Below are 24145 nucleotides of genomic sequence, written 5' to 3' on the forward strand. Positions count from 1 at the left end.
CCATTCACACCGGCCGGAGACCGCTGCGGCACCACCTGCGTCAGCCGTCGACGCCCGCCCGCCTCGCCGAACCGAGAGACATCACGCCTGTGTTCAGCCGCCCGCCTCGCTCCCTCGTCCTCCTGGTCGCCCTGCCGCTGCTGCTGGCCGGCTGTACGAGCGCCGACCCGGACGCGAAGCGCGGCACCGGCACACCGACCCGCGTGGTGGTTCCGCCCCCGGTGTCCGCCACACCCGTGCTCGATTCGGCGAACGACCGCCCTTTGCCCCTGGACGCCTATCTGTTCGATCCGGAGCAGATGTTCACGGTCGAGAGGGCCCAGGCGCGGCTCGGCACGAGCTGCATGGCACGCTTCGGTTTCGACTACGTGCCCCAGGTACCGCCCCGGCCGACGCGCGGCACCGATGCGCCGACCACCCGCAGGGACGGCCGTTACGGGCCGCAGAATGCCGCTGTGATGGCGAAGTGGGGCTATCACTCGGAGGGCGGTGACGCCGGCGCCGAATCGATGCCCCCCAGGCCGCAACTGAGCCAGGAGATGACGGTCGCCCTACGGGGGTCGTCCGACGTCAAGCAGAAGTTCGGCCCCGGCGGGCAGGTCATCAGTGGCCAGACGGTGCCGGACCACGGCTGCGTCGGGGAGGCCGTCAAAGCGCTGACCGGCGCCGTGGACGGCAGAGTGGGCGACGCGCAGCTCGCAGAGGACCTCAAGTTCCGTACACTGCTGGACTCCCAGAAGGACGCCCGGACCCGGGCGGTGTTCGGGCAGTGGTCGCAGTGCATGAAGGAGGGCGGCTTCAGCTACCCGGATCCGGTGGCCGCGCTGGGCGACAAGACGTGGTGGGACAGCCCCGGGCCCACGCCGCACGAGATCCAGGTGGCGACGGCCGACGCGGCCTGCCGGCACAGGACGAATTTGGTCGGCGTCTGGTATTCCGTCGACTTCGCCTACCAGCAGCAGGCGATCGCCGAGAACGCCGCCGCCATGGCGCAGATCAAGACCGACCTACAGGCCCAGGTGAAGGCCGCCACCGCAGCGCTCAACGGCTGAGTCCCCCAGCGGCGGCCCCTCGTCCGAGTCGATGCCGCCCACTGCGGCGGTCAGCCAGGCGATCTCCACCGCGTCGGTGGACCGGTGCGCCCGCCGCGTCATCTCGTCCGCAGGACGCAGTCGCCGCAGAGGCCTCCGCCGGGGACGCGGTAGTAGAGGCAGCAGCTGCGGCGGGTGAAGGCCACGCCGAGGCCGTCCTCGTGGATGAAGGTGCCCGTCCCGGCGAGGGGGCCGTCGGCGGCGAGCAGGGAGGCGGCCAGGCGTACCACCGGCCCCGCCGGTACCCGGTCGATCAGCACGCGCAACGCGCCGACCAGGGCCGAGGCGCTGTTCCCGCGCAGTACCCGGGGCGATACCCCGAACCGCTCGCGCAGCGCCGCGTCCAGGACGCCGAGGTGGCCGGGCAGGATCTCCGCGAGGGCCTCGGCGGGCCGGGCTCCCGGGTCGGGGCGCGGCAGCCACAGTTCCAGCGAGCCCGCCTCGGGCAACCGCCACCAGACGCGGTCCGGGCCCAGGTCCGGCACGCGCCCCGAGAGCGCCGCGCATCCCAGACCGAGCGACCACAGCCGCGAGGCGATGCCGAACTGCGCGGTCGAGGCGGCCACCCTGCCCGGCCCGCTGCCGAGCCGCCGCCCGATCTCGCAGACGTAGGGCCCGAGGCCTTCCCCGTACAGCTCCGCGAGCGGCCGGAAGCCCGCGCCGGGCGGCGTGTTCCCGTACGGCACGCGGAAGAAGGGCCCGACGGCGGCCAGCCGCCGCAGCACCTCCTCCATACCGGTCTCTTCCATCCGGTGATGATCTCAGGCGGCCGCCTCCTGTAGGACGTCACCCTTGTACGACGGCACCCGAGGGCTCGCTCCGCTGGTGAACAGCCCCGGCCCGGCGCACCGCCGGGCCCATGGCGTACGACGCGGCCGCCAGCACGGCGCCCAGCAGCAGCCACCCCGGGATGCCCCACAGCAGGAGGAGCGAGGTCAGCAGCAGCGGCCCCACGGTCCGGGCGACGGGTACGCCCGTCCCGAAGAACCCCTGGTACTGGCCCATCTGCCCGGCGGGGGCCAGCGAGAAGCCGATCTGCCAGGACCCGGCGGACTGGCGCATCTCGGCGTCGACCTGGAGCACGGCGCCCGCCACCAGCAGCAGCGCGGCGGCCCACCCGGCCCCGGGCAGCGCCGAGAAGGCGAACACCCCGCAGGAGGCGGCCATCACGAGCCCGGAGCGGCGCACGGCCCGGCCCGCGCTCTCCAGGCCGGTCACCTGCCGGGCCACGCGCACCTGGAACAGCATCACGGCGGCGGTGTTGAGCACGAACAGCGCCGACACCAGCCACCCGGGGGCCTGGGTGCGCTCCACGACCCACAGCGGGATCGCCAGGCTCAGCAGCGGCATCCGCAGCAGCAGGACCGCGTTGAGCAGCGTGACCAGGGCGTACGGCCGGTCGCGGAGCACCGCCAGCCGCGGCTGCCCGGACGCCCGCCCCGCCGCCGGTGCCACCGCGGGCAACCGGAGCAGCAGTGCGGCGCACAGCAGGAAGCCGGCCGCGTCCAGCACGAACACCGTGAGGTAGGCCCGCTCGGTGCCGGCGCTCAGGGCGAGCCCGCCGAGGGCGGCGCCCACCGCGAGTCCGGCGTTGAGGACGGCCTGGAGGTGTGCGAGCACCCCGGTCCGGTCCCCCGGCGCGACCACCCCGGCGAGCAGCGCCTGACGGGCGGCGGCGAGCCCGCACTGGGCTGTGGCGTAGCAGACCACCGCGAGCAGGAAGGCCCAGAACGAGCGGATGACGAGGAAGGACGCCACCGAGGCGGCGGTGGCCACGGCCAGCAGCACCGAGGTGCCCCGGGGCCCGCGCCGGTCGGCGAGGGCCCCGAGCGGGACGCCGGCGACGGAGCCGGTGGCCCAGGCCACGGTCAGGCCGAGCCCGATCTGGCCGGGCGAGAGGCCCACCACCAGGTTGAAGTAGAGCGCCGAACACACGTAGTAGGCGCCGTCGCCGACGGAGTTGCTCAGCTGGGCGGCGGCCAGGCGGCGCGGCGCGCCGGGCGGGGGCAGGAAGCATATGGTCACCTGATCATTGGACCAGTCCACTGGCCCGCCGCTGTGGGCCAGTGGGGCGGCGTTTCAGCGGGCCACTTGCCGCTCGGACCGGCCGTCCGCGAGGAACTCCAGCAGCGCCCGGTTGAAGGCGTCCGGCCGCTCCACGCCCGGCAGGTGCCCGGCCCGGTCGATCACGGCGAGCCGGGAGTGGGCGATGAGCGCGTGCAGGGCCTCGGCGTCCGCGACGGGGGTGTAGACGTCGTCCGCGCCGACCAGCACCAGGCAGGGCACCGACTCGGGCAGCCGGGCCAGCGCGGGACGGTAGTCGGGCCGCTCGGCCCGGCCGCGCAGGGCGGCGGCCGCGCCCTCGGGGTCGGTGGCGCGCATCATCGCCATGACGGAGGCGGCCGCCCCGGGCATCCCGGTGACGTTGTAGGGCGCCAGCATCTTGTCGATGACCTCGTCGGCGTACGGCTTCATGCCCTCGGCGAGGAGCCGGTCGGCGAGGCTTCGACGGAACGCCTTGCCCTCCTGCGTCTCCGGAACCGGGGAGGTGTCGGACAGGACGAGACCCCGTACCCGACCCGGGTGGCGCAACCAGAGTTCCATCGCGATCTGACCGCCCATGCTCACCCCGCCGACGACCGCCTGTTCGATGTCCAGGTGGTCGAGGAGGGCGACGAGGTCGTCCGCGAACGCGGCGAACGGCGTGACGCCCGGCCGCGCCGGATTTTCCCCGTATCCCCGCAGGTCAGGGGTGATCACGCGGTAGCCGGCGGCGGCCAGCGCGGTGGCCTGGGGAGCCCACATCGTGCGGTTGAACGGGTGTCCGTGAACCAGGAGCACCGGCTCCGCGCCCCGCGGACCAAGGTCGTCGAAAAACATCGTCGCGGCGTTGCCATTTTGGGGGTTCATGAGAGCACCTTAAGGAGCTACATTGAGCCACTCGCGTTCACCTGACAGCCCGTTGCCTTTCACCCGCGTTTTGCGCGGGGGGTGACGTCAGGAGCGCAGACTGTGCAACCACCCCACCGCCCAGAAGGACCGAAGGCTCCGTGCCCGTACCCGTACTCCTCGCCGGCCGCTCCGTGCGGCTGGAGCCCCTCGCCCCCCACCACACCGAGGCCCTGGCCGTGGCCGGTGCCGAGGATCGTACGACTTACGCCTTCACTCCCGTGCCGCACGGGCTGCAGGCGTCCCGCGAGTACATCGACCGCGCGCTCGCCGATCAGGCGGCCGGTCGATCCCTCCCGTTCGCGGTGGTCAGAGCCACCGATGGGCGGGTCGTCGGTTCGACCCGGTTCTTGGAACTCGATTACTGGCAGGGGCCGCTCGTGTGGCCTGCCGTGCCGGGGGTCCCGTTCGGCGATCCGGCGACGGCGGTCCCCGACGCCGCCGAGATCGGCAACACCTGGCTGTCCCCGCAGGCGCAGGGCACCGGCATCAACACCGAGGCCAAGCTGCTCATGCTCCGCCACGCCTTCGAGACCTGGGGCGTGCGCCGCGTCTCGCTGCGCGCGGACGCGCGCAACGGCCGCTCGCGGGCCGCGATGGAACGTCTCGGCTTCACCTGCGAAGGGGTGCGCCGGGCCCATTCGCGGGGGCTGGACGGCGCCGTGCGCAGCACTGCCTTCTACTCGGTCCTCGACGAGGAGTGGCCGACGGTCCGCTCGATCATCGAGCTCAGGCTGGCGCCCGCGGCGCCGCGCAGGCGGCGGCGCAAGGCGCTGGTTCCGGCGTAACGGTCCTGCGTCCTGCGTCCGGCCGGGCGGTCCTTCCACGTCGGCCCTCGCCCCGTCCCTTCCCGCTAGCTCCCGAGGAAGGCCGGTGCGAGGGCCGACGTCATCAGCGGGGCCGGGGTGCCCGTGCCGTCGGCGGGCAGTGCGTACAGATCGGCGCCGAAGTCGCCGGGCAGGGCGTAGACGACGGTCCGGTCGTCCTTCCACACCACCTGGTCATCCACGCTGCGCTGCTCCGCGAGCGGGGTCTCCTTCATCGTGGCCAGGTCCAGGGCGTAGAGCCGCCACGGCGCGTCGGCGGACAGGCCCGGCACCCGCTTCTTGAACACCAGCCTGGTGCCGTCAGGCGACAGGGAGGGGCATTCGAGGTTCTCGCGGAGCGTGGTCACCGTGCGAGCGGTGAGGTCCCCGCGGACGAGGTAGGTCTGACCGCCGGTCGCGAGCGTCGCGTAGAAGGTCTGCTCGTCGGCGGCGAAGGTGACGCCCCAGAAGTTGACGTCGGCGTTCCGGTACGCCTTGCCGTCCTTGACGATGGTGAAGTCCTCCAGCGAGGCGTCGTACCGGCCGGTGCGCAGATCGAGCAGTGAGGTCCGGGTGGAGAAGTTCGTACCGGCGTACGAATCCCCGCCGACGAACACCGTCCAGGCGGCGAGGTGCCCGCCGGGCGAGACGCGGGCCCGGGTGGGGATCCCGGCGAGCGGGTGCGAGGAGACCACCTTGAGGTGGGCGTCCAGCACGACCGCCCGGTACTGCTCCTGGACCCCGCCCTTCTCGGCCTGGAGGCAGACCCCGGTGCCCGCTGCGGAGTGGAAGCGCAGGCAGCTCACCCCGGAGGCGGTACGGGGTCCGCCGGGCGAGGCGGCCGGGACCGTGACGAGCTCGTCGCGGTGCGGGCCCCACGCCATGTTCCGCAAGACGATCCGCGGCGCGCCGTCCGCCGGGGTCAGGGAGACCTCGCCGCGGGTGACCTCAGGGCCCCCCGGCCGGGCCCGGTCCTTCTCGTCGGCCCGCGAGGAGGCCCGCACGACGGCGATCACCCCCACTGCGGAGAGCAGCACGACGGCGGTGACGAGGATCAGGATCCGGCGTTGGAGGGTCATGGGGGCCTTTCGGACACGCGGGGGGGGTGTGGGGGCGGGTTCAGACGGCTTCGGCGACGGTTTCCTCATCGGCGTCCGCGGAGTACAGCCGCGCGCAGCCGGCCAGGGCCACGGCCAGGAGTCCGGCGGCCACGGCCAGCGCGGGGCGCGCGCCCCAGACGGTCCAGGCGGCGCCGAAGCCGAGGGAGGCGGCGAACCGGGCGACGGCCTGCCCGGTCTGGACCAGGGCGAGGCCTCCCCCGCGGTGCTCTGCGGGCACCACGGCGGCCGCGGCCGCCATGAGCACCCCGTCGGTGGCGGCGTAGAACGTGCCGTGCAGCAGCAGCACCGCGTACGGCAGCGCGGGGTGTGTGCCGCCGGTCAGCAGCAGCCCGTAGGCGGCGAGCAGCGCGAGGTGGCCGCCGAGGAAGACGCGGCGGCGCCCGACGCGGTCGGCGAGCCGGCCCAGCGGCAGCGCGAGGAGGAGGAACGCGGCGGCGGTGCCCAGTGGCAGCAGGGCGAACCAGCGGTCGGGGAAGTGGCCGGCCCGCTGGAGCAGCAGGAAGACGAAGGCGTCGCTGACGGTGCACAGGCCCAGGAGCAGCGCGGCGAGGGTGATGCGGCGCAGTCCGGTGCCGCGCAGCAGCCCGACGGAGGCCCTCAGCGAGACGGGGGCCGCGTCGGCGGCCGGCCGGGTCCGGCGGCCTGGCACGAAGAGCACCAGGACGAGCACGCCGAGGGCGGCCACGCAGGCGCTGACGGTGAAGACGGCGTCGTAGCCATCGGCGGCGCCGCGCAGGATGAGGAAGGCCAGCAGCGGGCCGATGAGTGCGCCCGCCGTGTCCATGGCCCGGTGCACGCCGAAGGCCCGCCCGCGTTCGGCGGGGGCGGCGGCCAGCGAGATCAGGGCGTCTCGCGGCGCGGTGCGCAGGCCCTTGCCGGTGCGGTCCAGGGCGAGCACCGCTCCGATGGCGGGCAGGGTGTGCGCGAGCAGCAGCAGCGGTTTGCACAGGGCGGAGAGCCCGTAGCCGATCCCCGCGAGGGCCTTGTGCCGGCCGAGGCGGTCGCCGAGGTGCCCTCCGGTGAGCCGGACCAGGGCGCTGACCCCGTTGTAGAGGCCGTCGAGGAGTCCGAAGCCGAGGGGGGTGAGGCCCAGTCCGGCGACGAGGTAGAGCGGGAGCACGGCCGTGACCATCTCGGAGGAGACGTCGGTGATCAGGCTGACCGTACCGAGGGCGAGGACCGTGGGCGCGAGCGCGGCGCGCCGCCCCGGGCCGGTGCCCGGGACGACGGCCTGCGGCTCGGGGGTCACGGCGGGCGCGGGAGTACCGCGACTGTCCGCAACGTACATGGTCAGGAGGTCCAGATCCCCGTGATGTCCTTGGCGGTGGCGGCGTTCCCGGCGTGGGTGCTCAGGCCGGCCAGGCCTTCGAGGGTGCGCAGCACGTCGTAGTGGTTGTAGGTGGTGGAGGAGGTGCTGCCCGGGGTGACGGGCTGGCCGTAGAGCACGGTCGGGATCTTGTTGCCGGCGAGCCGGTTGTCCTCGTCGAAGGTGACGACCAGCAGGCTGTTGTGGGTCTTGGCCCAGTCCGCGTAGGCCTTGAGGTTGTTCTTGAGCCAGGTGTCGCCGGTGCCGACGGAGCAGTCGTGCATGTCGTTGCAGAGGTTCGGGACGACGAAGGACATTTTGGGGAGGGTGGTGAAGTCCGTCGGGAACTGGGTCATGGTCTTCGCGGTGCTGGTGGGCACGTTGGAGAAGGCGAACCAGGGGTTGTGCTTGCGGGCGTAGTTGCCGCTGCTGCACGTGGTGGAGCCCTGGCTTGGGAGGGTCTCGTTGTAGCTGGTCCAGCTCTTGCCGGCGGCTATCAGCTCGGAGGCCAGGTTGGGCGCGGAGCTGAACGCGGGGGTGTAACAGCTGTCGTCCGTGACGCCCTGGTTGGAGCCGGAGAACAGCTGGAGGTAGTTGGGCTGGCTGGGGTGGGTGACGCCGAAGGAGTTGGTGAGGTTGGCGCCCCCGGTCTTGAGGGAGTTGATGTAGGGGGCGCTGGAGCTGCCGATGACCTGGTTGTAGGCGTGGTTCTCGAAGACCGCGACGACGATGTGGTCGGGGGCCGGCAGCCCCGCCGCGTGGGCGGGCTGGGCGGCCGCTCCGATGCCGGCCCACAGGGCGGCGCCGGCGGCGGTTACACCGAAGGCGGTGGCGAGGGCGGTCTTGCGACGGGGACGTGAAAGGGGCATGCCAAACACGGTTTCTACCTCCGGGCGCGGGGGGACTTGGGGCGGCGCGGAGGCAACATACCCAGGGGCATGTGCATGGGCCAGGGATACTTGGCGAACAGAACGGTAACTCCGGCCTCCATCTTAGCCCCGGGCAATGGCATGGCCCCGGGAATGCCAAGAGAAGGCAAAATGAGGAACCAACAGGTAGTTTCGTTCATCATTCGAACGGAAGCAGTCCCACCCCGCCCCGACGGGGCAGTACCAGCCGGAGAAGCCACCGCACATGTCGTACTCACCCGACGGGCAGCCGTACCAGCCGCCGTACCGGCCGGAAGGACAGCAACCGCAGCCACCACAGCCGCCGTACGGGCAGCAGCAGGGCCGGGGCCAGGGCGGTCAGCAGGGCCAGGGCCGTCAGCAGCGTCCGCAGCAGCAGTACGGCAACCCGCAGGGGTACGGCCGGCCGGCCGGCCAGGGCTATGACCAGCAGGGGTACGACCAGCGCGGATACGGGCAGCAGGGTTACGGCCAGCAGCCGCCCCCGCAGCGCGGGCCGTCCCCGTACGAGCAGCAGCCCCAGTACCACCGGCCCGACCAGCAGGGGCAGCAGTACGACGAGCAGTACGACCAGACCCGGGCGTACGAGACGTACGGCGAGCCTCCGTACGAGGAGGAGCCCCCGCGCCGCAAGTCCAAGGTCAAGCGCTGGCTGATCGCCGGTACCACCGTCCTCGCCCTCGCGGGTGTCGCGGCCCTGGTGATGAGCCACTTCGACATACCTCCTTTCAGCGACAAGGGGCAGGCGGTCAGCTTCGGCGGGGCCAAGCCCGGCGCCGCCGGCGAGGCCCCCAAGCCGGCGGCGAACTCGAAGATGTCGATGCCGACGAACCCGACGGCCGTCTTCAAGAACGAGTCGACCCTCTCCGACGGCACCCACGTGGCCGTCACCACGCTCGACGGCAAGAAGTCGGGCTTCAAGGGGAAGGTCTGGGTCTGGGCTCCGAAGGAGTACAACGACCCCAAGTTCGCCAAGAGCGGCTTCCCGGTCATGATCGCGCTGCCCGGTGGCTCCGGCTTCCCGGTGAACTACTGGATGGGCGCCGACCTCAAGCTCCAGGCCAGCATCAGCAAGTGGTACAGCGAGGGCAAGAGCAAGCCCTTCATCCTGGCCATGCCGGTGCTCAACCCTGAGGGCGAGCAGTCGAACAAGTACTGGGACGCCTCGGACATCCCCGGCCAGCCCAAGATGGGCACCTGGCTGACCGACGACGTCCCGGACCTGATGCGGGAGAACTTCCGCACGATCAAGTCGCGCGACGGCTGGGCTTTCATGGGCTCCTCCACGGGCGGCTTCGCGAGCCTCAAGGCCGTGCTCAAGTACCCGGAGAAGTTCAAGGCCGCCATCTGCTCGGGACCGGACATCGTGCCCGACTCCTTGATGTGGAAGGGCCACGAGAAGGAGAAGGCGGAGAACAACCCGGAGCTGCTGGCGAAGCAGCTCATCGACAAGAAGGGCAGCCCGGACGTCTACCTCGCCTTCCAGGTCGGCGACAACGAGAACAACAAGAGAACCCTCCCCGACGTGCAGAAGTTCATCGCCACCTACGGCAAGGGACCGATCCACACCAGCCTGAGGGTCATCGCGGGCGGCGAGCACAACGCCAAGACATACGTGCCGAACATGGGCGAAGGCCCCATCGAGTTCATCAGCAAGGTCATGGAGGGCCCCGTCGAATGACGGGGCCGGGTGCCCGGCGGCCTACGGGGTGAACCCCACGGCCCGCCGAGCGTCCCGCTCCTCCCGCTGCGGCCCGCCGAACACCTTCGGCGGGCCGTTGCCGTCCCACGGAGCCCATCCCGGGTCTCCGGCGACGGCGAACCGGACCCAGGCCGCGTGCATCTCGTCGGCCAGTGCCTGCGGTGCGTCCGGCCCCGCGAGCCACGCCGACTCCGGCTTGTGAAGGGTGTCGAAGACGAAGCCCAGCTCCAGCGCGTGGCAGGCGCCGAGGCCCGGCACACCGCTGGGCCAGCGGAACTCGTACAGGTGCGTCGGGGCGGCCCTGCGGGCTGCGGCGAGCCGGCGCAGCGGATCGCGCAGCAGCCGGTCGGTGAGCAGGTGCCCGGCGAGGTCGGCGGGACCCGCCCCGGGCAGGGCGGCGCGCAGCGCCCGTACGGCGGCGCGGTCCTTGCCGCTGCGGACGCGGGCCAGTTCCACCGCGAGCGGGCCCATCCGGTCCAGCAGCCGCATCGCCCCGGTGGGCGCGAGCCAGAGCCGGTGTTCCTCGGCGGTCCAGCCGAGCAGCAGCGGCACGGCGCGGGCAGCCGCGGCCGCCGCCGGATCCCCGGGCAGCGAGTCGGGGTCGGCTACCAGGCCGAAGGCGGGGCCGCCGACCGGACCCGAGCGGCGCAGCACGGCTGCCTGTGCGGCCAGCAGGTCCGGCAGGGCGGCGGCGGTGAAGGCCTTCGCGGTGGCGGGCACCTTGAGCAGCGAGGCCATCCTGCGGACCACCGGGCGGGCCCGCTCGTGGGGGAGCACCTCGGGCGGGCCGCTCTGCATGACGGCGCGCGCGAACAGCCCGGCGGCGCGGGGGGCGGCCAGCAGGGCGCCGACGCTGATGGCGCCGGCGGACTCCCCGAAGACGGTGACGCGGCCGGGATCGCCGCCGAAGGCCTCGATGTTGTCCCGGACCCAGGCGAGGGCGGTGATCTGGTCCAGCAGGCCCCGGTTGGCGGGGGCGTCGGGGAAGACGCCGTAGCCCAGCACGCCGAGCCGGTAGTTGACCGAGACCAGGACGACCCCGTCCCGGGCGAAGGCCGATCCGTCGTACACGGGCACGGCGGAGGACCCCCGGGTGAGGGCGCCTCCGTGGATCCACACCATGACCGGCAGCGCGGCCCCGGGTGACGGGTCCGGGGTCCACACGTTGAGGTTCAGGCAGTCGTCTCCCGGGATCTCCGGGTCGGGGAGCAGCGCCGCGTACCGGCCCGGGTAGGGCACCTTGGGGGCGGTGGGCCCGAAGTCGCCCGCATCGCGTACGCCGTCCCAGGCGGCGGGCGGCCGGGGCGCGGCGAACCGGAGGGCTCCGACGGGCGGGGCGGCGTAGGGGATGCCGCGGAAGACGCGGATGCCGCCCTCCTCCAGCCGGCCCTCGACGACGCCGTACCGGGTGCCGACCCGGGGCCGGGTGCCGCCCGCTGAACTCATCGTGACCTCCTGGAGGCGTCTTCCCGTCGCGGGAGGCGCCGGAGCCGGCGCTGCGGGCACGGTCGCACACCCGCCCGAAGGGTGACAAGGCGTGACCCGGTCCGGTGCGCCGCGGGTTGGACCCGTCATGCGAGCCATGTCGATCGACCGCACCCTTCGAAGCGTCGTCCGGACGGGCGTGGTGCCCGTCCTGCTGTTGGCGGCCACCGCGGCCTCGGGCACCGCGGCGGCGGCCGCGGGACCCGACTTCCAGTACGTCGGCCAGGACGACAGGGTCCACGGCCTGAGCGCGCCGCGCGGCTGCGTGGCGGCGGAGGGGGGCGGTGGCCGGGCGGTCACCAACCACGGCCGGGCCACCGCGACCCTGTACCGGGAGCCGCACTGTGCGGGCGCTCCGGTGGCGGTGCTGCGGCCCGGGACGGTCACCCCGGTCCGGCCGTACTTCGCGTCCGTGCGTTTTTCCGTCACCAGGTAGGAGCAGCGGCCGTGACCCCTCGGCGGCCACGGCGTTGTATGCCATGTCAAATGCCGCAGCTCTGCGGCGATCCAATCTCACGAGGAGATCTTGATGTCGCGTATCGCGAAGGCATTCGCCATCACCGCTGTCGCCGGTACCGCCGTGGCGGCCGGTGCGGGTCTGGCCGTCGCCGATGCCGGAGCGCACGGTGCGGCGATCGGCTCCCCCGGTGTCCTGTCGGGCAACCTGGTCCAGGTCCCCGTGCACGTCCCGGTCAACGTCTGCGGCAACACCGTGAACGTGATCGCCCTGCTCAACCCGGCGTTCGGCAACACCTGCGTCAACGCGTCGGGTGGCGACGAGCACCACACCGAGGGCTACGGCGAGTGATCGTCCGCCGTTGAGCACGACCGAGTGAAGAGGGGCCCCCGCCGGACGGCGGGGGCCCCTTCGGTATGTGTACGGGCGGGTGTGCGGGTCGGTACGTGGACGAGGTGCGTCACTCGTAGCGGTACTGGCCCTGGTGACGGAGCATCTCGCGCGGCGTGACGTTCCACGGCGGCATCGGCTCGTCCAGGGCGATCACCCGGCCGTGCTGGAGGTCGCCCGGCGGGGGCGGCTGCGCGGGCAGGTAGCCGGAGTCCGGGTGCCTTTGCTGCCAGCGGTCCCAGACCAGGTCCACGAAGGCGTGGTGCAGCCAGAACACCGGGTCGTTGGGGGCGGTGCCGCCCGTCATATGGCCGCCGATCCACTGGTGGACCTTGTTGTGGTTGCGCCAGCGCTCGCTCTTCGGTGCGGCCCAGCCCTCCAGCTTGTTGCGGAAGCCGCCACCCTGCGCGGTGGAGTCCCAGGGCGCGGCGTCGTAGGTGGGGTCGTCGACCGCCCACTGGAGTTCGGCCTTGGTGGGGAGCTTGATCGGGGTCTGGGGGCGGCCCAGGTTGCGGGTGAGGTAGCGGGCCTCGGAGACCCCGACGGTCACGGTCCAGTTGCCCTTCCCGTAGGCGAAGGGGCCGGTCATGACCTGGTGGTCGCCCTCGCGTCCGGTGCCGCCGAGGAAGTCCTCGGCCCACAGGGAGGAGGCGGGGCTGTTGTCGGTGGTCCAGTCCCAGTACGGGATGGAGACGCCGGCGTCGAGGGAGCGCAGCTGCGTCTCGAACTCCAGCAGGAAGCGCCGGTGCCAGGGGAAGAAGGAGGGGGACATGTGTCCGACGCGCAGCTTGCGGTCCCGGTCCGGGACGAAGTACTTGCCGTGGGTGCGGACGAACTGGTCGTAGGTGCCGTTGCGCTTGAGCTCCAGTACCGCCGCCGTGAACCGCTGCTTCTGGGCGCGGGTCAGGTCCTTCTGGTTCTGCCGGGTGTACAAGGCGGGACTCCTGCCGTCAGCCGTGGTGGGGGGCGGCCATGGCCAGTTGCGTGGTGCCCAGCTCGTCCACGGCCGCGCGGGCCAGCTCCAGCGGGCTCGCGTAGGACTGGAAGTGGTTGATCCCGCTCAGGTAGCTGCCGTCGGCCCGGCGCATCACGTGCAGGGGCCTCCCGTCGATGCGTACCGCGGCAGCGACCGGGTCGATGCTGATGTGGCGGCCGCGGTACGACTCCTCCACCAGCGGGGCCGGGGTGAGCGTCTGGCGGGGGCGGCGGGCGCGCAGGACGGGGCCCAGTGCGGCGGCCGTTCCGGCGAGCACCGCCGCGGTGAAGGCCGAACGGAGGACCGCGCGACGGGTGAGTGGTGCGGCGGATGCTGCGTACATGCGTTCTCCTCGCTCGATGGCCCGTGCTACGCGGTCTAACGCGGTCCGGCGGACGAGGTCACCCCTGGGGTACGAGTACCCCAGGGGTGCGGGGAACGGTCTACGGCGCGGGGAGCTCGGCGAAGTCGGCGACGAGGCTGCGGTGGTGGCCGGCCGTCCCCAGGACGGCCGAGTCGGCCTTGGCCCGCTTGAGGTACAGGTGCGCCGGGTGCTCCCAGGTCATCCCGGTCCCGCCGTGCAACTGGACGCACTCCTCGGCGGCCCGCACCGCGACCCCGGAGCAGTAGGCCTGGGCGACGGCGATCGTCAGCGGTGCGTCGGCGGTGCCGGTCGCGAGGGCGTCGGCGGCCGCGCGCGCCGCTGCCCTCGCGGAGGCGACGTCGAGCCAGAGCCGGGCGAGGCGGTGCTTGAGCGCCTGGAAGGAGCCGATGGGCCGGTTGAACTGGTGGCGGGTGCGGACGTGGGCCACCGTCTCGGTCAGGCACCACTCGGCGATGCCCACCTGCTCGGAGGCGAGCAGCCCGGCCCCCGAGAGCAGTGCCCCGGCGACGGCGGCCCGCGCGGTGGCGGGATCGGCGAGGCGGGTCCCGCGGGCGCCGTCGAGGCGGACGGTGGCGAGCGGGCGGGTCAGGTCCAGCGGGACCAGCGGCGTGAGGGAGACCTCCGCCGCCGGCACGGCGTACAGGCCGGTGTCGGCCGGTACGAGCAGCACGTCGGCGGCCACCGCGTCGGCCACGAACCCCACGGAGCCGCTCAGCACCCCGCCGCCCGCGTCCCGTACGGGCGACGGCAGCGGTGCGCCGGGGGCGAGGGTCAGCGGCACGGCCGGTACGCACACCTGCCGCCCGGAGGCCACCTCGCGCAGCAGCGCGGTCACTTCGGCGGAGGAAGGGTCGCAGCCGAGCAGGATCTCCGTCGCGAGGACCCCGCTGGTCAGGTACGGGACGGGCGCCACGGCCCGGCCCAGCTCCTCCAGCACCACCGCCGCCTCTCGGTGGCCCGCGCCCTGGCCGCCGAGCTTCTCCGGAACGAGCAGTCCGGCGGCCCCGATCCCGGTGCCGAGGGTCTGCCACAGCTCGGGGTCGTGGGGCCGGCCGCTCTCGACCCGGGCGAGGACCGCCGCGGGCGGGCACCGGTCGGCCAGCAGGGCCCGTACCGCGGAGCGCAGTTCCTCCTCCGTCTCGGAGTAGAGCAGGTCGAAGGGTGCGCTCATCGGGCCAGGTCCTTCCAGGCGAGGTCCTTGTCGTCGCGCGGCTCGGGGGGCAGGCCCAGGACGCGTTCGGCGACGATGTTGAGGAGGATTTCGCTGGTGCCGCCCTCGATGCTGTTGCCCTTGGCGCGCAGGTAGCGGTAGCCGGCGTCCCTGCCGGTGAAGTCGACGATCTCGGGGCGGCGCATCGTCCAGTCCTCGTACAGGAGCCCCTCTTCCGCGAGGAGTTCCACCTCCAGGCCGCTGATCTCCTGGTTGAGGCGGGCGAAGGTGAGTTTCATGCCGCTGCCTTCGGGGCCGGGCTGTCCCGCGGCGAGCTGCTGGCGCAGCCGTTCGGCGGTGAGCCGGGCCACTTCCGCCTCGACCCACAGTTCCAGGAGCCGCTGGTGCAGGGCGTGGGTGCGCAGCTCGGGGCGTTCGCGCCAGGCCGCGGCGACGGGGGCGATCATGCCGCCTTCGCGGGGGATGCGCATGCCGCCGATGGAGACGCGTTCGTTCATGAGGGTCGTACGGGCGACCGCCCAGCCCTGGCCGACGGCGCCGAGCCGGTGGGCGTCGGGGATGCGGACGCCGGTGAGGAACACCTCGTTGAACTCGGCCTCGCCGGTGATCTGGCGCAGGGGGCGGACCTCCACGCCGGGGGCGTGCATGTCGCAGAGGAAGTACGTGATGCCCTGGTGCTTGGGCAAGGAGGGGTCGGTGCGGGCGATGAGGATGGCCCAGCGGGCGGTGTGGGCGCTGGAGGTCCACACCTTCTGCCCGTCGACGGTCCACTCGTCACTCGCCTCGTCGTGGACGGCGCGGGTGCCGAGGGCAGCCAGGTCCGAGCCGGCGCCGGGCTCGCTGAAGAGCTGGCACCAGACTTCTTCGCCGAGCCACAGGGGCCGCAGGAAGCGGCGCTTTTGCTCCTCGGTGCCGTAGGCGAGGATGGTGGGCGCGGCCATGCCGAGTCCGATGCCGATGCGCCGGGGGTCGTTGTCGGGGGCTCCGGCGGCCTCCAGTTCGGCGTCCACGACGGCTTGCAGGGTGCGGGGTGCGCCGAGGCCGCCGAGGCCCTCGGGGTAGTGCACCCAGGCGAGTCCGGCGTCGAAGCGGGCGCGCAGGAAGTCGGCCGGGGCGGTGGTGGCGGGCGGGTGGGCGGCGAGCAGGTCGCGGACGCGGGTGAGCAGCTCCTCGGTGGTGATCACCGGCTGCCTCCGTCGAGGGAGGGTACGACGACCAGCCGTCCGGTGGTGGTGCCGTCGGCGACGCGCTGTACGGCGTCGGCGGCCGCGGTGAGCGGGACGCGTTCGCTGACGAGCGGTCTGACGGCGCCCTCGGCGGCGAGGCGGGTGAGTTCGCCGTGGCAGGCGAGGATCGCGGCCGGGTCCTTGGTGGCGTACAGGCCCCAGTGCAGGCCGAGGATGGCGTAGTTCTTGACGAGGGCGTGGTTGAGGGCGGGGGCGGGGACGGTGCCGCCGGCGAAGCCGACGACCACGATCCGGCCCTCGAAGGCCACGCATTTGGCGGAGGCGGTGTAGGCGTCGCCGCCGACCGGGTCGTAGACCACGTCGGCTCCGCGGCCGCCGGTGAACTCCTTGACGCGGGCGACGATGTCCTCGCCGGTGCGGTCGATGACGAGGTCGCAGCCCAGTTCCTCGGCGGTCCGGGCCTTGGCCTTGCCGCCGACGACGCCGACGACGGTGGCCCCGGCGGCCTTGCCGAGCTGGACGGCGGCGCTGCCGACCCCGCCGGCGGCGGCGTGCACGAGCAGCGTCTCGCCGGGCTGCAGGCGGGCCCGGCGGTGGAGGCCGAACCAGCCGGTCTGGTACCCGATGTGGAGAGCGGCCGCCTCGGCGTCGTCGAGGGTGTCGGGGGCCGGCAGCAGGGCGTGCGCGGGCGCGGTGACGTACTCGGCGAAACCGCCGTGCGGCAGGGTCGGGTTGGCGATGACGCGGCGGCCGTCCTCGGTCTCGCCGCAGATCTCGACGCCGGGGGTGAAGGGCAGCGGCGGCCGGATCTGGTACTGGCCGCGCGCGAGCAGCGCGTCGGGGAAGTTCACGTTCGCCGCGAGTACCTTGAGCCGTACCTCGCCGTCGCCCGGTACCGGGTCGGGAACCTCTTCGAGGCGCATGGCCTCTCGGGGCTCGCCGGGGGTATGTACGCGCCATGCCTGCATCCGGGGCCTCCAGCCGCCGTCGAGGAACCACACTCCGAGCGCATACTAAGCGGTCGCTTGCCCCTTTGGGAACGGGTGGCGCCATCCGTATCGACATGATCCGCAGGCGCCGCGCGGCGCGGTCCGCCGTTCACCGGCGCCGTCCCGGGCACCGGCCGGGTGGGCGGAGCGGCGGCGAAGAACCGGAGCGGGGACGGGCTCGTCGCTGCGCGGGCATGGTGATCTGGGGGCCCGCACGCTATCGATGGGTGGGTGAAGAACCTTCCGCGCGGGCTTCCCGCGCCGCCTCCGTCCGGCGCCGCCGCGCTGCCCGCCGGTACGTACGCCGGCCATACGGTCCTGGTCACCGGCGGCGGGACCGGGCTGGGCAAGGCGATCGCCGCGGAGTTCGCGCGGCTCGGCGCGGACGTGGTGATCGCCGGGCGGCGCCCGGCGCCGCTGGAGGCGGCGTGCGCGGAGTTGGATGCCGTCCCCGGAGCGGGCCGGGTGACGGCCGCCGTGTGCGACATCCGTGATCCCGAGCGGGTCGCGGAGGTCTTCGACGCGGCCGCGGCGGCGTCCGGGCGGACACCGGACGTCCTGGTCAACAACGCTGCCGCCAACTTCCCCTGCCCGGCGGAGGACCTGTCGCCGAACGCCTGGCGGGCGGTGGTGGACATCACCCTGACCGGCACCTGGTTCATGACCCGCGAGTTCGGCCGCCGCCACCTCGCGGCCGGCACGCCCGGGTCGATCGTCAGCATCGGGGCCTCCTACGCCTGGACCGGCGGACCCGGCTTCGCGCACAGCGCCGCCGCGAAGGCGGGGGTGAAGAACCTGGTGGAGACGCTGGCCGTCGAGTGGGGTCCCTACGGCATCCGGATCAACGGCCTGGTGCCGGGGCTGTTCCCGCACGAGGACATGAGCGGGGACATCCGCGACGGCCTGGACCGGGCCGGGCCCGGGGCTGCGGCAAGCCCCGGGACAAAGGCTGGGGCTGCGGCAAGCCCCGGGGCAGGGGCCGGGCATGCCGCCCGGCAGCCCGCCCTGCGGGTCGGGGAGCCCCGGGAACTGGGCTGGGCCGCCACCTTCCTGGCCTCCCCCTACGCCCGCTTCATCACCGGGCACACCCTGGTGGTCGACGGCGCGAACTGGCAACGCCGGTCCCTGGTCAACCCGGACGTCGTGCCGGTGCGGGAGCAGCTGGGGCGCGGCCCGTTCACCGGGTGAGAGGGTGAGAGGGCCGCGTCGCCGGGTTCAGGTGCCGGTGAAGTGCGGGGGACGGCGGGCGGCCTTCGCCCCGTAGCCCTCGCTCGCGTCGCGCGAGGTGAGGGTCAGGGCCGCCGTCATCGCCACCCGGTCCAGGGCCGCCGGGAGGGCGGCGTCCGCGTAGGCGTCGACGGCACGCTTGATGCCCTGGACGGCCAGGGGCGCGTTGGCGGCGATCTCCGCTGCCACCGCGCGTGCGGTGGCGTCGAGCTCGGCCCCGGGCACGACGACCTGGACCAGGCCCCGGCGTTCCGCGGTCGCGGCGTCGATGCGGCGGCCCGTCAGGGCGAGGAACTTCGCCCAGCCCGCACCCGCGTCCCGGGCGATGCGCAGGTCGCCGCCCGCGTCCACCGCGACGCCGACGCCCGCCTCCGGCAGCGCGAAGACGGCGTCCTCGGCGGCCACCCGGATGTCGGCCATCAGGGCCAGCTCGAAGCCGAAGCCGAGGCAGTAGCCCTGCACCGCGGCGACCACCGGCTGGGGCAGCCCGGCGAGGACCGCGAAGCGCTCGTGGGCCCAGCGGATGCCCTCGTAGTAGTTCCGGGTCCGCTCGGCGCCGCTCTCCCCCGTGATGTCGCCGCCCGGGGCCGTGACGTCGATCCCGGCGCAGAACGCCCGGCCTTCGGCCCGCAGCAGGACCACCCGTACGTCCGGGTCGAAGCGGATCCGGTCGGCCAGCAGACCGAGCTGGCGGGTGGACTCCCAGCTCCACCCGTTGAGCCGGTCCGGGCGGCAGAGGGTGAGGACGGCGACCGCGTCGGTCACCTCCAACCGGATCCGCTGCTCGCCCCGCGCGACGTCCGTACTGGTGGTGTCGATCACCGCAACCCCGATCACCGCGACCCCATGATCTGACGAGGCGTCAGCCTACCGGGGTGCCGGTCAGCGCGGGAAGAGCTCGAACGCGACCGCCGGCCGGCCGCCGAACCGGGCCGCCACCTGCTGGGCGTTGCCCGTCAGGAAGGTGCGGACGTACTCCTCGGGGTCCTGGTCGGTCAGCGCCTCGATGTACGCCTTGTGCTTGAGCAGGGACTCCACGGAGCGTTCGAGGCCGGGGCCCGCGTCGGCCGCGTGGGTCGGCGTGGTGGTTCCCGACACCGCGACCCAGCGCACTCCGTCCCAGGGCTCCAGGCCCTGCTCCGTGAGGAGTTCGGGGAAGATCCAGCGGTTCCCGGCGTCACCCGCCGCGTCCAGCGTGGCCCGGCCGACGGCCTTGTGGTCGGGGGTGTTCCAGGCGCCTCCGCCGTCCGCCCCGCCCCAGGTGTCGCGGTGGTTGAGGGTGATGACGAGGCGGTGTCGGGACGCCGACGAGCACCACGGTTCCGGCGAGGTCGCGCGCGTAGAAGGCCTGCCGGTACGTCTCGGGGCGGCCCACGGCCTCGATGACCACGTCCGCGCCGTTGCCGCCGGTCAGCTCCTGCACGGCCTTGACGACGTCCTCGGTGCGGCCGTTGACGGTGTGGGTGGCGCCCAGGCCCCGCGCCCACTCCAGCTTCCGGTCGTCCAGGTCGACGGCGATGATCCGCGAGGCGCCGGCCAGCCGGGCGCCCGCCACCGCCGCGCTGCCCACTCCCCCGCAGCCGATGACGGCGACCGAGTCCCCCCGGCCCACGTTGCCGGTGTTCAGGGCGGCGCCCAGGCCCGCCATCACCCCGCAGCCCAGCAGCCCCGCGGCGGCCGGTGAGGCGGCCGGGTCGACCTTGGTGCACTGCCCGGCCGCCACCAGGGTCTTCTCGGCGAAGGCGCCGATGCCGAGGGCCGGGGAGAGCGGGGTGCCGTCCTCCAGGGTCATGGGCTGTGCCGCGTTGTGCGTGGCGAAGCAGTACCACGGACGCCCGCGCCGGCAGGCACGGCAGTCACCGCACACGGCCCGCCAGTTGAGGATGACGAAGTCACCGGGTGCGACGGAGGTCACGTCCGGACCGACCGACTCCACGATCCCGGCGGCCTCGTGGCCGAGGAGGAAGGGGAACTCGTCGTTGATCCCGCCCTCGCGGTAGTGCAGGTCGGTGTGGCAGACCCCGCAGGCCTGCACCTTGACCAGCGCCTCGCCGGGGCCCGGGTCCGGCACGAGGATCGTGGTCGTCTCCACCGGCGCGCCCTTGCTCCGCGCGATGACCCCTCGTACGCGATGCGTCACTTCGTACCCCGCTCTGGTCGGCTCTGTCCGGATCATCGAACGTACACGGACGGCGCCCGGCGCGGGAGTTGTGTCACCCGGTGGCGCGGGATCCGGCCAGACCGGCGGCAGTGCCTCCGGCAGCGCGGCCCCCGGAGCGCGGCGGCACCGGGGTGACCGGCTGCTCCGCTGCGGGGCGACGGACACCCCTGCCCGGCGGCGACGAGGCGAGGACGGTGGCGAACTCGCCGCCCCGGTGCCGGATCCGGGGCGCGGACCGGGCGCCCGGCGCCCGTCGCCCGGCGCCCGTCAGGCCCGTACGGTCATGGCGTGGCGTGGCGTTCCGGGTACGGCGGTGAACCGGGTTGCTCCGGCGTGGCGGCGCAGTACCTGCTCCTGGCTGGTCCGGGTGCCCGCCGGGAGCGCCGAGCCCGGCGGAGGCCGGGGCGGCGAGGTACACGGCCTCCTCGAAGAGCGGCTCGATGTCCGGGCCCGGTTCGCGCGCGGCGGGGACGAAGTCGTACTCGTGGACCAGGGCCCCGTCCGGCCGGCCGGCGCGCAGCGCGTGCGCGATCGCCACCGGCCCGGCTTCGCGGACCATCGGCTCCGGCCCGGGGTGGCGGCGGGAGAGGGCGGCCGGGACGGGGCGGCCGGGACGACGGCCCGCGGGACGGTGTGGAAGGACCCGGTGCGCAGGGGCCCGCCGGGCCGCGGCGGGCTTCCGCGACGGGTACCCCTCGCCGCTGCTCGCGCCCGCGGTGCGGCAGGCGGGATCCCCGTCCCGGCGCACCCGGCGACGGACCGGTACGCCGAGCTCACCTCGGCCCGGGCGTCGGGGGACGTCCCGCGCACCCGGCCCCGGGGCGCGCTCCGGCCCGGCTCTCGACGGCACTGCTCGCCGATCCCAACCCGGCGGTGATCAAGGCGGTGTTGCACGCCCGGGGCCGGATTCCCTCCCCGGACGTACGCCTCCCACTGCCGTCGGCGTCCAAGGGCGCGCCGACCGACGCCCCCGCGGCCCTCACGGCGCTCGACATGCCGGAATAAGTCCTGGATGGGCGATTCGCGCATAACAGCCGGGTCGCCCGAATCAGGAACATCGCGGGGGGAGTTGCCCCGGTTTGGCGAAGGACCCGTCCACTCGTGATGTGAGTCACTCGGGGCGCGTCAACATCAATTCCGAGAAAGGTCCGATTCCCTTTCCCCGGAAAGAAAGTTGGCATTTCGTGGAACGCATTCCCAAGGTCATTTACCGGGTCCCGTGCGGCAAGTCGATCACCCGACGGAATTCACGCCTTGTTCCGGTCGCCCGGATTCGCCTACGGTCACCTCGTTCCCAGCGGCCGCCCCGTGAAACCGGTCGCCGCCAGGGCTCTCCCGTACCCCCACGTGAGGAATTGCGCCATGCGCCCAAAGGGTAAGCACCGCCGGCCGAAGCAGCACCGGATAGCCCGCAAGCTGGCCGTGGCCGGCACGGGCGGAGCGGCCCTCGCCCTCCCGCTGGTCGGCGCGACCACGGCCGGCGCGACGGAGACCACCGCCGCTCCCACTACGTACGCCGTGGTCGCCGGTGACACCCTTTCGCAGATCGCGGCCGCCCACTCGGTGAGCGGCGGCTGGCAGCAGCTCTACCAGGCGAACAAGAGCGTCATCGGCGCCAACCCCTCGATCATCCAGCCCGGCATCAAGCTGACGCTCGGGACGGCGAAGACGGCGACGGCGAAGACGGCGACGGCGAAGACGGCCACCGCGAAGACCGGCACGGCGACGGCGGTCCAGGCCGTGGCCCGGCCCGCCACCTCCTACGCCAACAATCTCGACGGCTGGATACGCCAGTCGCTCGACGTCATGGCGCAGCACGGCATTCCCGGCAGCTACAACGGAATTCTGCGCAATGTGATGCGCGAGTCCTCGGGCAATCCCCTTGCGATCAACAACTGGGACTCCAACGCCGCGGCCGGTATCCCCTCCAAGGGGCTGCTCCAGGTCATCGACCCGACCTTCCGCACCTATCACGTGCCGGGAACTTCGCTGGACTCCTACGACCCCGTCGCGAACATCACCGCAGCCTGCAATTACGCGGCCGCCCGCTACGGGTCGATCGACAACGTCAACGGCCCTTACTAAAGAGGCCTTTCACCGCCCGGGTGCCCGATGTACGGGTACCCGGGCGGTTTTGCGTCAGCAGCGGCGACGGTCCTGGACGAGGGCACCCTGCGCGGTGGCGACCGTACGGTCGTAGCAGACGGCCCCGGGCCCGGACCCGGACAGCCTGTAGCGCACGGTCGTGGTGCCCACGGCGTGCCGCTGGTCGCGCGGGACGCCGGCGGTGTAACTCGCGTCTCCCGCGTACGTGTCCTCCATCCGCGACCACCCGGCCTGGCGGCCGCCGCGCAGGGTGGAGGTGTCCGCCCGGTCGCCGAGGGACAGGACGGTGCGCAGCCGGTCCCCCGTGCCCAGGGTGGTCTCGCCGTCCATCGTGTAGCTGCGCCGGGTCGTCGTGGCGGACCCGGCGTGGGACACGGTCTCCTCGTCGGTCCACCGCGCGGACAGCGCGTCGAGGTTCTCGCCCTCGGTCCAGCGGTGCACGGACGTGTTGTGCACCGCCCGGGTGACCGTGGTCGTGACCCGGCCGTGGGAGGTGTCGAGGTGTCCGGCGACGGTCAGGGAGTGGCCGGCGTCGGTGTCGAGCCGGTGCTCGGTCCCGGGCGTCCAGTGGACGGAGTTGGCCGGATCGCTCTCTTCGTGCCGGGTGAGGGCGCCGGTGACCACCTCACGGCCCCGGTCCTGCCACAGCAGCAGGTTCGCCGGGGTGCTCCAGCCGCTCTGCCCGGCCGGTACCCCGGACACGGACACCTCGATGCGGTGCGGGCGGCCGTCGTTGAGGAGCGCGGCGTACGGCGTGAGGTCGTAGCGCAGGGGCTGGACGTCGAAGGCGCGGGGGCCGGGGGTGACGTACCAGAGGAACGGGTTGGACCAGCCGCCGGTCCAGACGGTGGGGAACGGCGCCGCCAGGCCGGCGAGTCGGTCGTCGACGAGCACGCGGACCTCGCGGTAGGGGCCGTCCGCCGCCTTGCAGGAATACGGGGCGGCGTCGGGCGTGGTCAGGTACCAGAACTCCTCGCAGCCGCCGCCCGAGCCGGTGGCGTACACCTCGGCCAGGACGCGTTCGGTGTTGCGCGGGGTGGTCACGGACGGTGTGGTGAGCGGGATGACGCGATCGGGGGTCGCGGCGGGCGGGGTACGGCCTTCGGCGGCGTAGAAGGTGAGGGTGACCTTGACGTCGATGACGCCGGTGTAGGTGTCGTCGACCACGTTGCCGATCAGCATCTCCACGGGCTGCGGGCGGCTGAGGGTGTCCCGGTAGTGGGTGACGTCCTTCTCCACCGACCAGGTGATGCCCTCGGGCGAGGGTTCGGGCGTGGAGGTGCGCAGGATCTCGACGCCACCGACGGCGAGGTGGCCGAGGCGGTCGTACTGGCGGCCCTTGACCTTGCCGTCGAGGCGGAGCACCACCTTGGCCCAGCCTCCCCGGCCGCAGTCGGCGGGAGGCGCGTAGCTGCCCCGGTACGGGGTGAAGTCACGGAACTGGGCTTCGGCCAGGGTCACTTGGCAGGAGCGGGTAGCGGGCCGGGCCACGGGTGGGGCGGCGGTGAGCGGGTCGTGCCAGTCGGTGCCGAACTCGGCGGGCGGGTCCGCCCCCGGCCGGCCGTCGCCGGGGGCCGTCGCGGTGGTGGCGGTGCCGGCCGTGGACGCGCTCGCGGGTCCCGCGGCGGCCAGGGTGCCCGCGGCGAGCACGAGCGCGCCCAGCAGGCCCATGATCCTGTGTCGTCTCATGGGCCCGCAGTGAAACCCGGCCGGGCCCGGGGACGCCAG

Annotated in this window: 24 protein-coding genes; 7 read left to right on the forward strand and 17 right to left on the reverse strand. The window is 73.3% G+C overall.

Annotation, left to right across the window (positions count from 1 at the left end):
* Positions 1-89 precede the first annotated feature (89 nt).
* Positions 90-1052: a hypothetical protein gene (locus IE207_RS14830; protein ID WP_190184613.1), complete on the forward strand. Its 963-nt coding sequence runs from the start codon at positions 90-92 to the stop codon at positions 1050-1052.
* A 98-nt stretch (positions 1053-1150) separates the two neighbouring features.
* On the opposite strand, the gene IE207_RS14835 is transcribed toward IE207_RS14830, so the two are convergent.
* Genes IE207_RS14835 through IE207_RS14845 form a run of 3 tightly spaced genes read right to left on the reverse strand, consistent with a single transcriptional unit; the run spans position 1151 to position 4001 of the window.
* Positions 1151-1840, reverse strand: a complete 690-nt coding sequence (locus IE207_RS14835) for a (2Fe-2S)-binding protein (RefSeq protein WP_229873729.1) — start codon at positions 1838-1840, stop codon at positions 1151-1153.
* 37 nt (positions 1841-1877) lie between these two features.
* Positions 1878-3116: an MFS transporter gene (locus IE207_RS14840; protein WP_190184614.1), complete on the reverse strand. Its 1239-nt coding sequence runs from the start codon at positions 3114-3116 to the stop codon at positions 1878-1880.
* 54 nt (positions 3117-3170) lie between these two features.
* Positions 3171-4001 (reverse strand): alpha/beta fold hydrolase, encoded by an 831-nt coding sequence (locus tag IE207_RS14845; RefSeq protein ID WP_190184615.1) that lies wholly within the window; start codon positions 3999-4001, stop codon positions 3171-3173.
* 140 nt (positions 4002-4141) lie between these two features.
* Between IE207_RS14845 and IE207_RS14850 the strand changes: the two genes are divergently transcribed.
* Entirely contained in the window at positions 4142-4828 is a 687-nt protein-coding gene (locus IE207_RS14850; RefSeq protein WP_190184616.1) for a GNAT family N-acetyltransferase, read from the forward strand.
* A gap of 65 nt (positions 4829-4893) precedes the next feature.
* On the opposite strand, the gene IE207_RS14855 is transcribed toward IE207_RS14850, so the two are convergent.
* Genes IE207_RS14855 through IE207_RS14865 form a run of 3 tightly spaced genes read right to left on the reverse strand, consistent with a single transcriptional unit; the run spans position 4894 to position 8142 of the window.
* Positions 4894-5925, reverse strand: a complete 1032-nt coding sequence (locus tag IE207_RS14855) for a TolB family protein (protein ID WP_190184617.1) — start codon at positions 5923-5925, stop codon at positions 4894-4896.
* A 40-nt stretch (positions 5926-5965) separates the two neighbouring features.
* On the reverse strand, positions 5966-7255 hold the full coding sequence (locus IE207_RS14860; protein ID WP_190184618.1) for an MFS transporter: 1290 nt from the start codon (positions 7253-7255) through the stop codon (positions 5966-5968).
* Between the two features lie 2 nt (positions 7256-7257).
* Positions 7258-8142 carry an alkaline phosphatase family protein gene (locus tag IE207_RS14865; RefSeq protein WP_190184619.1) on the reverse strand — a complete coding sequence of 295 codons (885 nt, stop codon included), beginning with the start codon at positions 8140-8142 and terminating at the stop codon, positions 7258-7260.
* Between the two features lie 265 nt (positions 8143-8407).
* Between IE207_RS14865 and IE207_RS14870 the strand changes: the two genes are divergently transcribed.
* Complete coding sequence (locus IE207_RS14870; RefSeq protein WP_190184620.1) at positions 8408-9862, forward strand: alpha/beta hydrolase; 1455 nt, start codon at positions 8408-8410, stop codon at positions 9860-9862.
* Between the two features lie 21 nt (positions 9863-9883).
* On the opposite strand, the gene IE207_RS14875 is transcribed toward IE207_RS14870, so the two are convergent.
* Complete coding sequence (locus IE207_RS14875) at positions 9884-11329, reverse strand: carboxylesterase/lipase family protein (RefSeq protein WP_190184621.1); 1446 nt, start codon at positions 11327-11329, stop codon at positions 9884-9886.
* Positions 11330-11465: 136 nt separating this feature from the next.
* Between IE207_RS14875 and IE207_RS14880 the strand changes: the two genes are divergently transcribed.
* Together IE207_RS14880 and IE207_RS14885 are read left to right on the forward strand one after the other, a co-directional pair.
* On the forward strand, positions 11466-11804 hold the full coding sequence (locus IE207_RS14880) for a hypothetical protein (RefSeq protein ID WP_190184622.1): 339 nt from the start codon (positions 11466-11468) through the stop codon (positions 11802-11804).
* 93 nt (positions 11805-11897) lie between these two features.
* The gene (locus IE207_RS14885) at positions 11898-12176 is read left to right on the forward strand and encodes a chaplin (protein ID WP_136212270.1); all 279 of its coding nucleotides are present in this window, start codon (positions 11898-11900) and stop codon (positions 12174-12176) included.
* Between the two features lie 109 nt (positions 12177-12285).
* Here the strand turns inward: IE207_RS14885 and IE207_RS14890 are convergent, their stop codons facing one another.
* From IE207_RS14890 to IE207_RS14910, 5 genes are all read right to left on the reverse strand, one after another.
* Positions 12286-13149, reverse strand: a complete 864-nt coding sequence (locus tag IE207_RS14890; protein ID WP_190184623.1) for a tyrosinase family protein — start codon at positions 13147-13149, stop codon at positions 12286-12288.
* A 16-nt stretch (positions 13150-13165) separates the two neighbouring features.
* Entirely contained in the window at positions 13166-13534 is a 369-nt protein-coding gene (locus tag IE207_RS14895; protein WP_190184624.1) for a tyrosinase family oxidase copper chaperone, read from the reverse strand.
* A 100-nt stretch (positions 13535-13634) separates the two neighbouring features.
* Positions 13635-14747 carry an acyl-CoA dehydrogenase family protein gene (locus tag IE207_RS14900; RefSeq protein ID WP_190184625.1) on the reverse strand — a complete coding sequence of 371 codons (1113 nt, stop codon included), beginning with the start codon at positions 14745-14747 and terminating at the stop codon, positions 13635-13637.
* Complete coding sequence (locus IE207_RS14905; protein ID WP_190184626.1) at positions 14744-15931, reverse strand: acyl-CoA dehydrogenase family protein; 1188 nt, start codon at positions 15929-15931, stop codon at positions 14744-14746. Before IE207_RS14905 ends, IE207_RS14900 begins: the two co-directional genes overlap by 4 nt.
* Positions 15928-16902, reverse strand: a complete 975-nt coding sequence (locus tag IE207_RS14910) for an NADPH:quinone oxidoreductase family protein (RefSeq protein ID WP_190184627.1) — start codon at positions 16900-16902, stop codon at positions 15928-15930. The genes IE207_RS14905 and IE207_RS14910 overlap by 4 nt, the downstream gene beginning before the upstream one ends.
* A 252-nt stretch (positions 16903-17154) precedes the next feature.
* On the opposite strand from IE207_RS14910, the gene IE207_RS14915 reads away from it, so the two are divergent.
* The gene (locus tag IE207_RS14915; protein WP_190184628.1) at positions 17155-18111 is read left to right on the forward strand and encodes an SDR family oxidoreductase; all 957 of its coding nucleotides are present in this window, start codon (positions 17155-17157) and stop codon (positions 18109-18111) included.
* A 27-nt stretch (positions 18112-18138) separates the two neighbouring features.
* Here the strand turns inward: IE207_RS14915 and IE207_RS14920 are convergent, their stop codons facing one another.
* The 4 genes from IE207_RS14920 to IE207_RS14935 form a co-directional block, all read right to left on the reverse strand.
* The gene (locus tag IE207_RS14920; RefSeq protein ID WP_229873730.1) at positions 18139-18987 is read right to left on the reverse strand and encodes an enoyl-CoA hydratase/isomerase family protein; all 849 of its coding nucleotides are present in this window, start codon (positions 18985-18987) and stop codon (positions 18139-18141) included.
* A 45-nt stretch (positions 18988-19032) separates the two neighbouring features.
* Positions 19033-19248: a hypothetical protein gene (locus tag IE207_RS33150; protein WP_229873731.1), complete on the reverse strand. Its 216-nt coding sequence runs from the start codon at positions 19246-19248 to the stop codon at positions 19033-19035.
* A gap of 79 nt (positions 19249-19327) precedes the next feature.
* Positions 19328-20290: an S-(hydroxymethyl)mycothiol dehydrogenase gene (locus IE207_RS14930; protein ID WP_229873732.1), complete on the reverse strand. Its 963-nt coding sequence runs from the start codon at positions 20288-20290 to the stop codon at positions 19328-19330.
* 73 nt (positions 20291-20363) lie between these two features.
* A complete protein-coding gene (locus tag IE207_RS14935) occupies positions 20364-20870 on the reverse strand; it encodes a type 2 periplasmic-binding domain-containing protein (protein ID WP_190184629.1) in 507 nt (168 codons plus the stop codon).
* An 803-nt stretch (positions 20871-21673) separates the two neighbouring features.
* On the opposite strand from IE207_RS14935, the gene IE207_RS14940 reads away from it, so the two are divergent.
* The gene (locus IE207_RS14940) at positions 21674-22396 is read left to right on the forward strand and encodes a transglycosylase SLT domain-containing protein (RefSeq protein WP_190184630.1); all 723 of its coding nucleotides are present in this window, start codon (positions 21674-21676) and stop codon (positions 22394-22396) included.
* Positions 22397-22450: 54 nt separating this feature from the next.
* On the opposite strand, the gene IE207_RS14945 is transcribed toward IE207_RS14940, so the two are convergent.
* The gene (locus IE207_RS14945; protein WP_308433601.1) at positions 22451-24106 is read right to left on the reverse strand and encodes a peptide-N4-asparagine amidase; all 1656 of its coding nucleotides are present in this window, start codon (positions 24104-24106) and stop codon (positions 22451-22453) included.
* Positions 24107-24145: the final 39 nt, after the last annotated feature.

The organism is Streptomyces cirratus (genome assembly GCF_014650775.1).
In the GTDB taxonomy this organism is placed as follows: domain Bacteria; phylum Actinomycetota; class Actinomycetes; order Streptomycetales; family Streptomycetaceae; genus Streptomyces; species Streptomyces cirratus.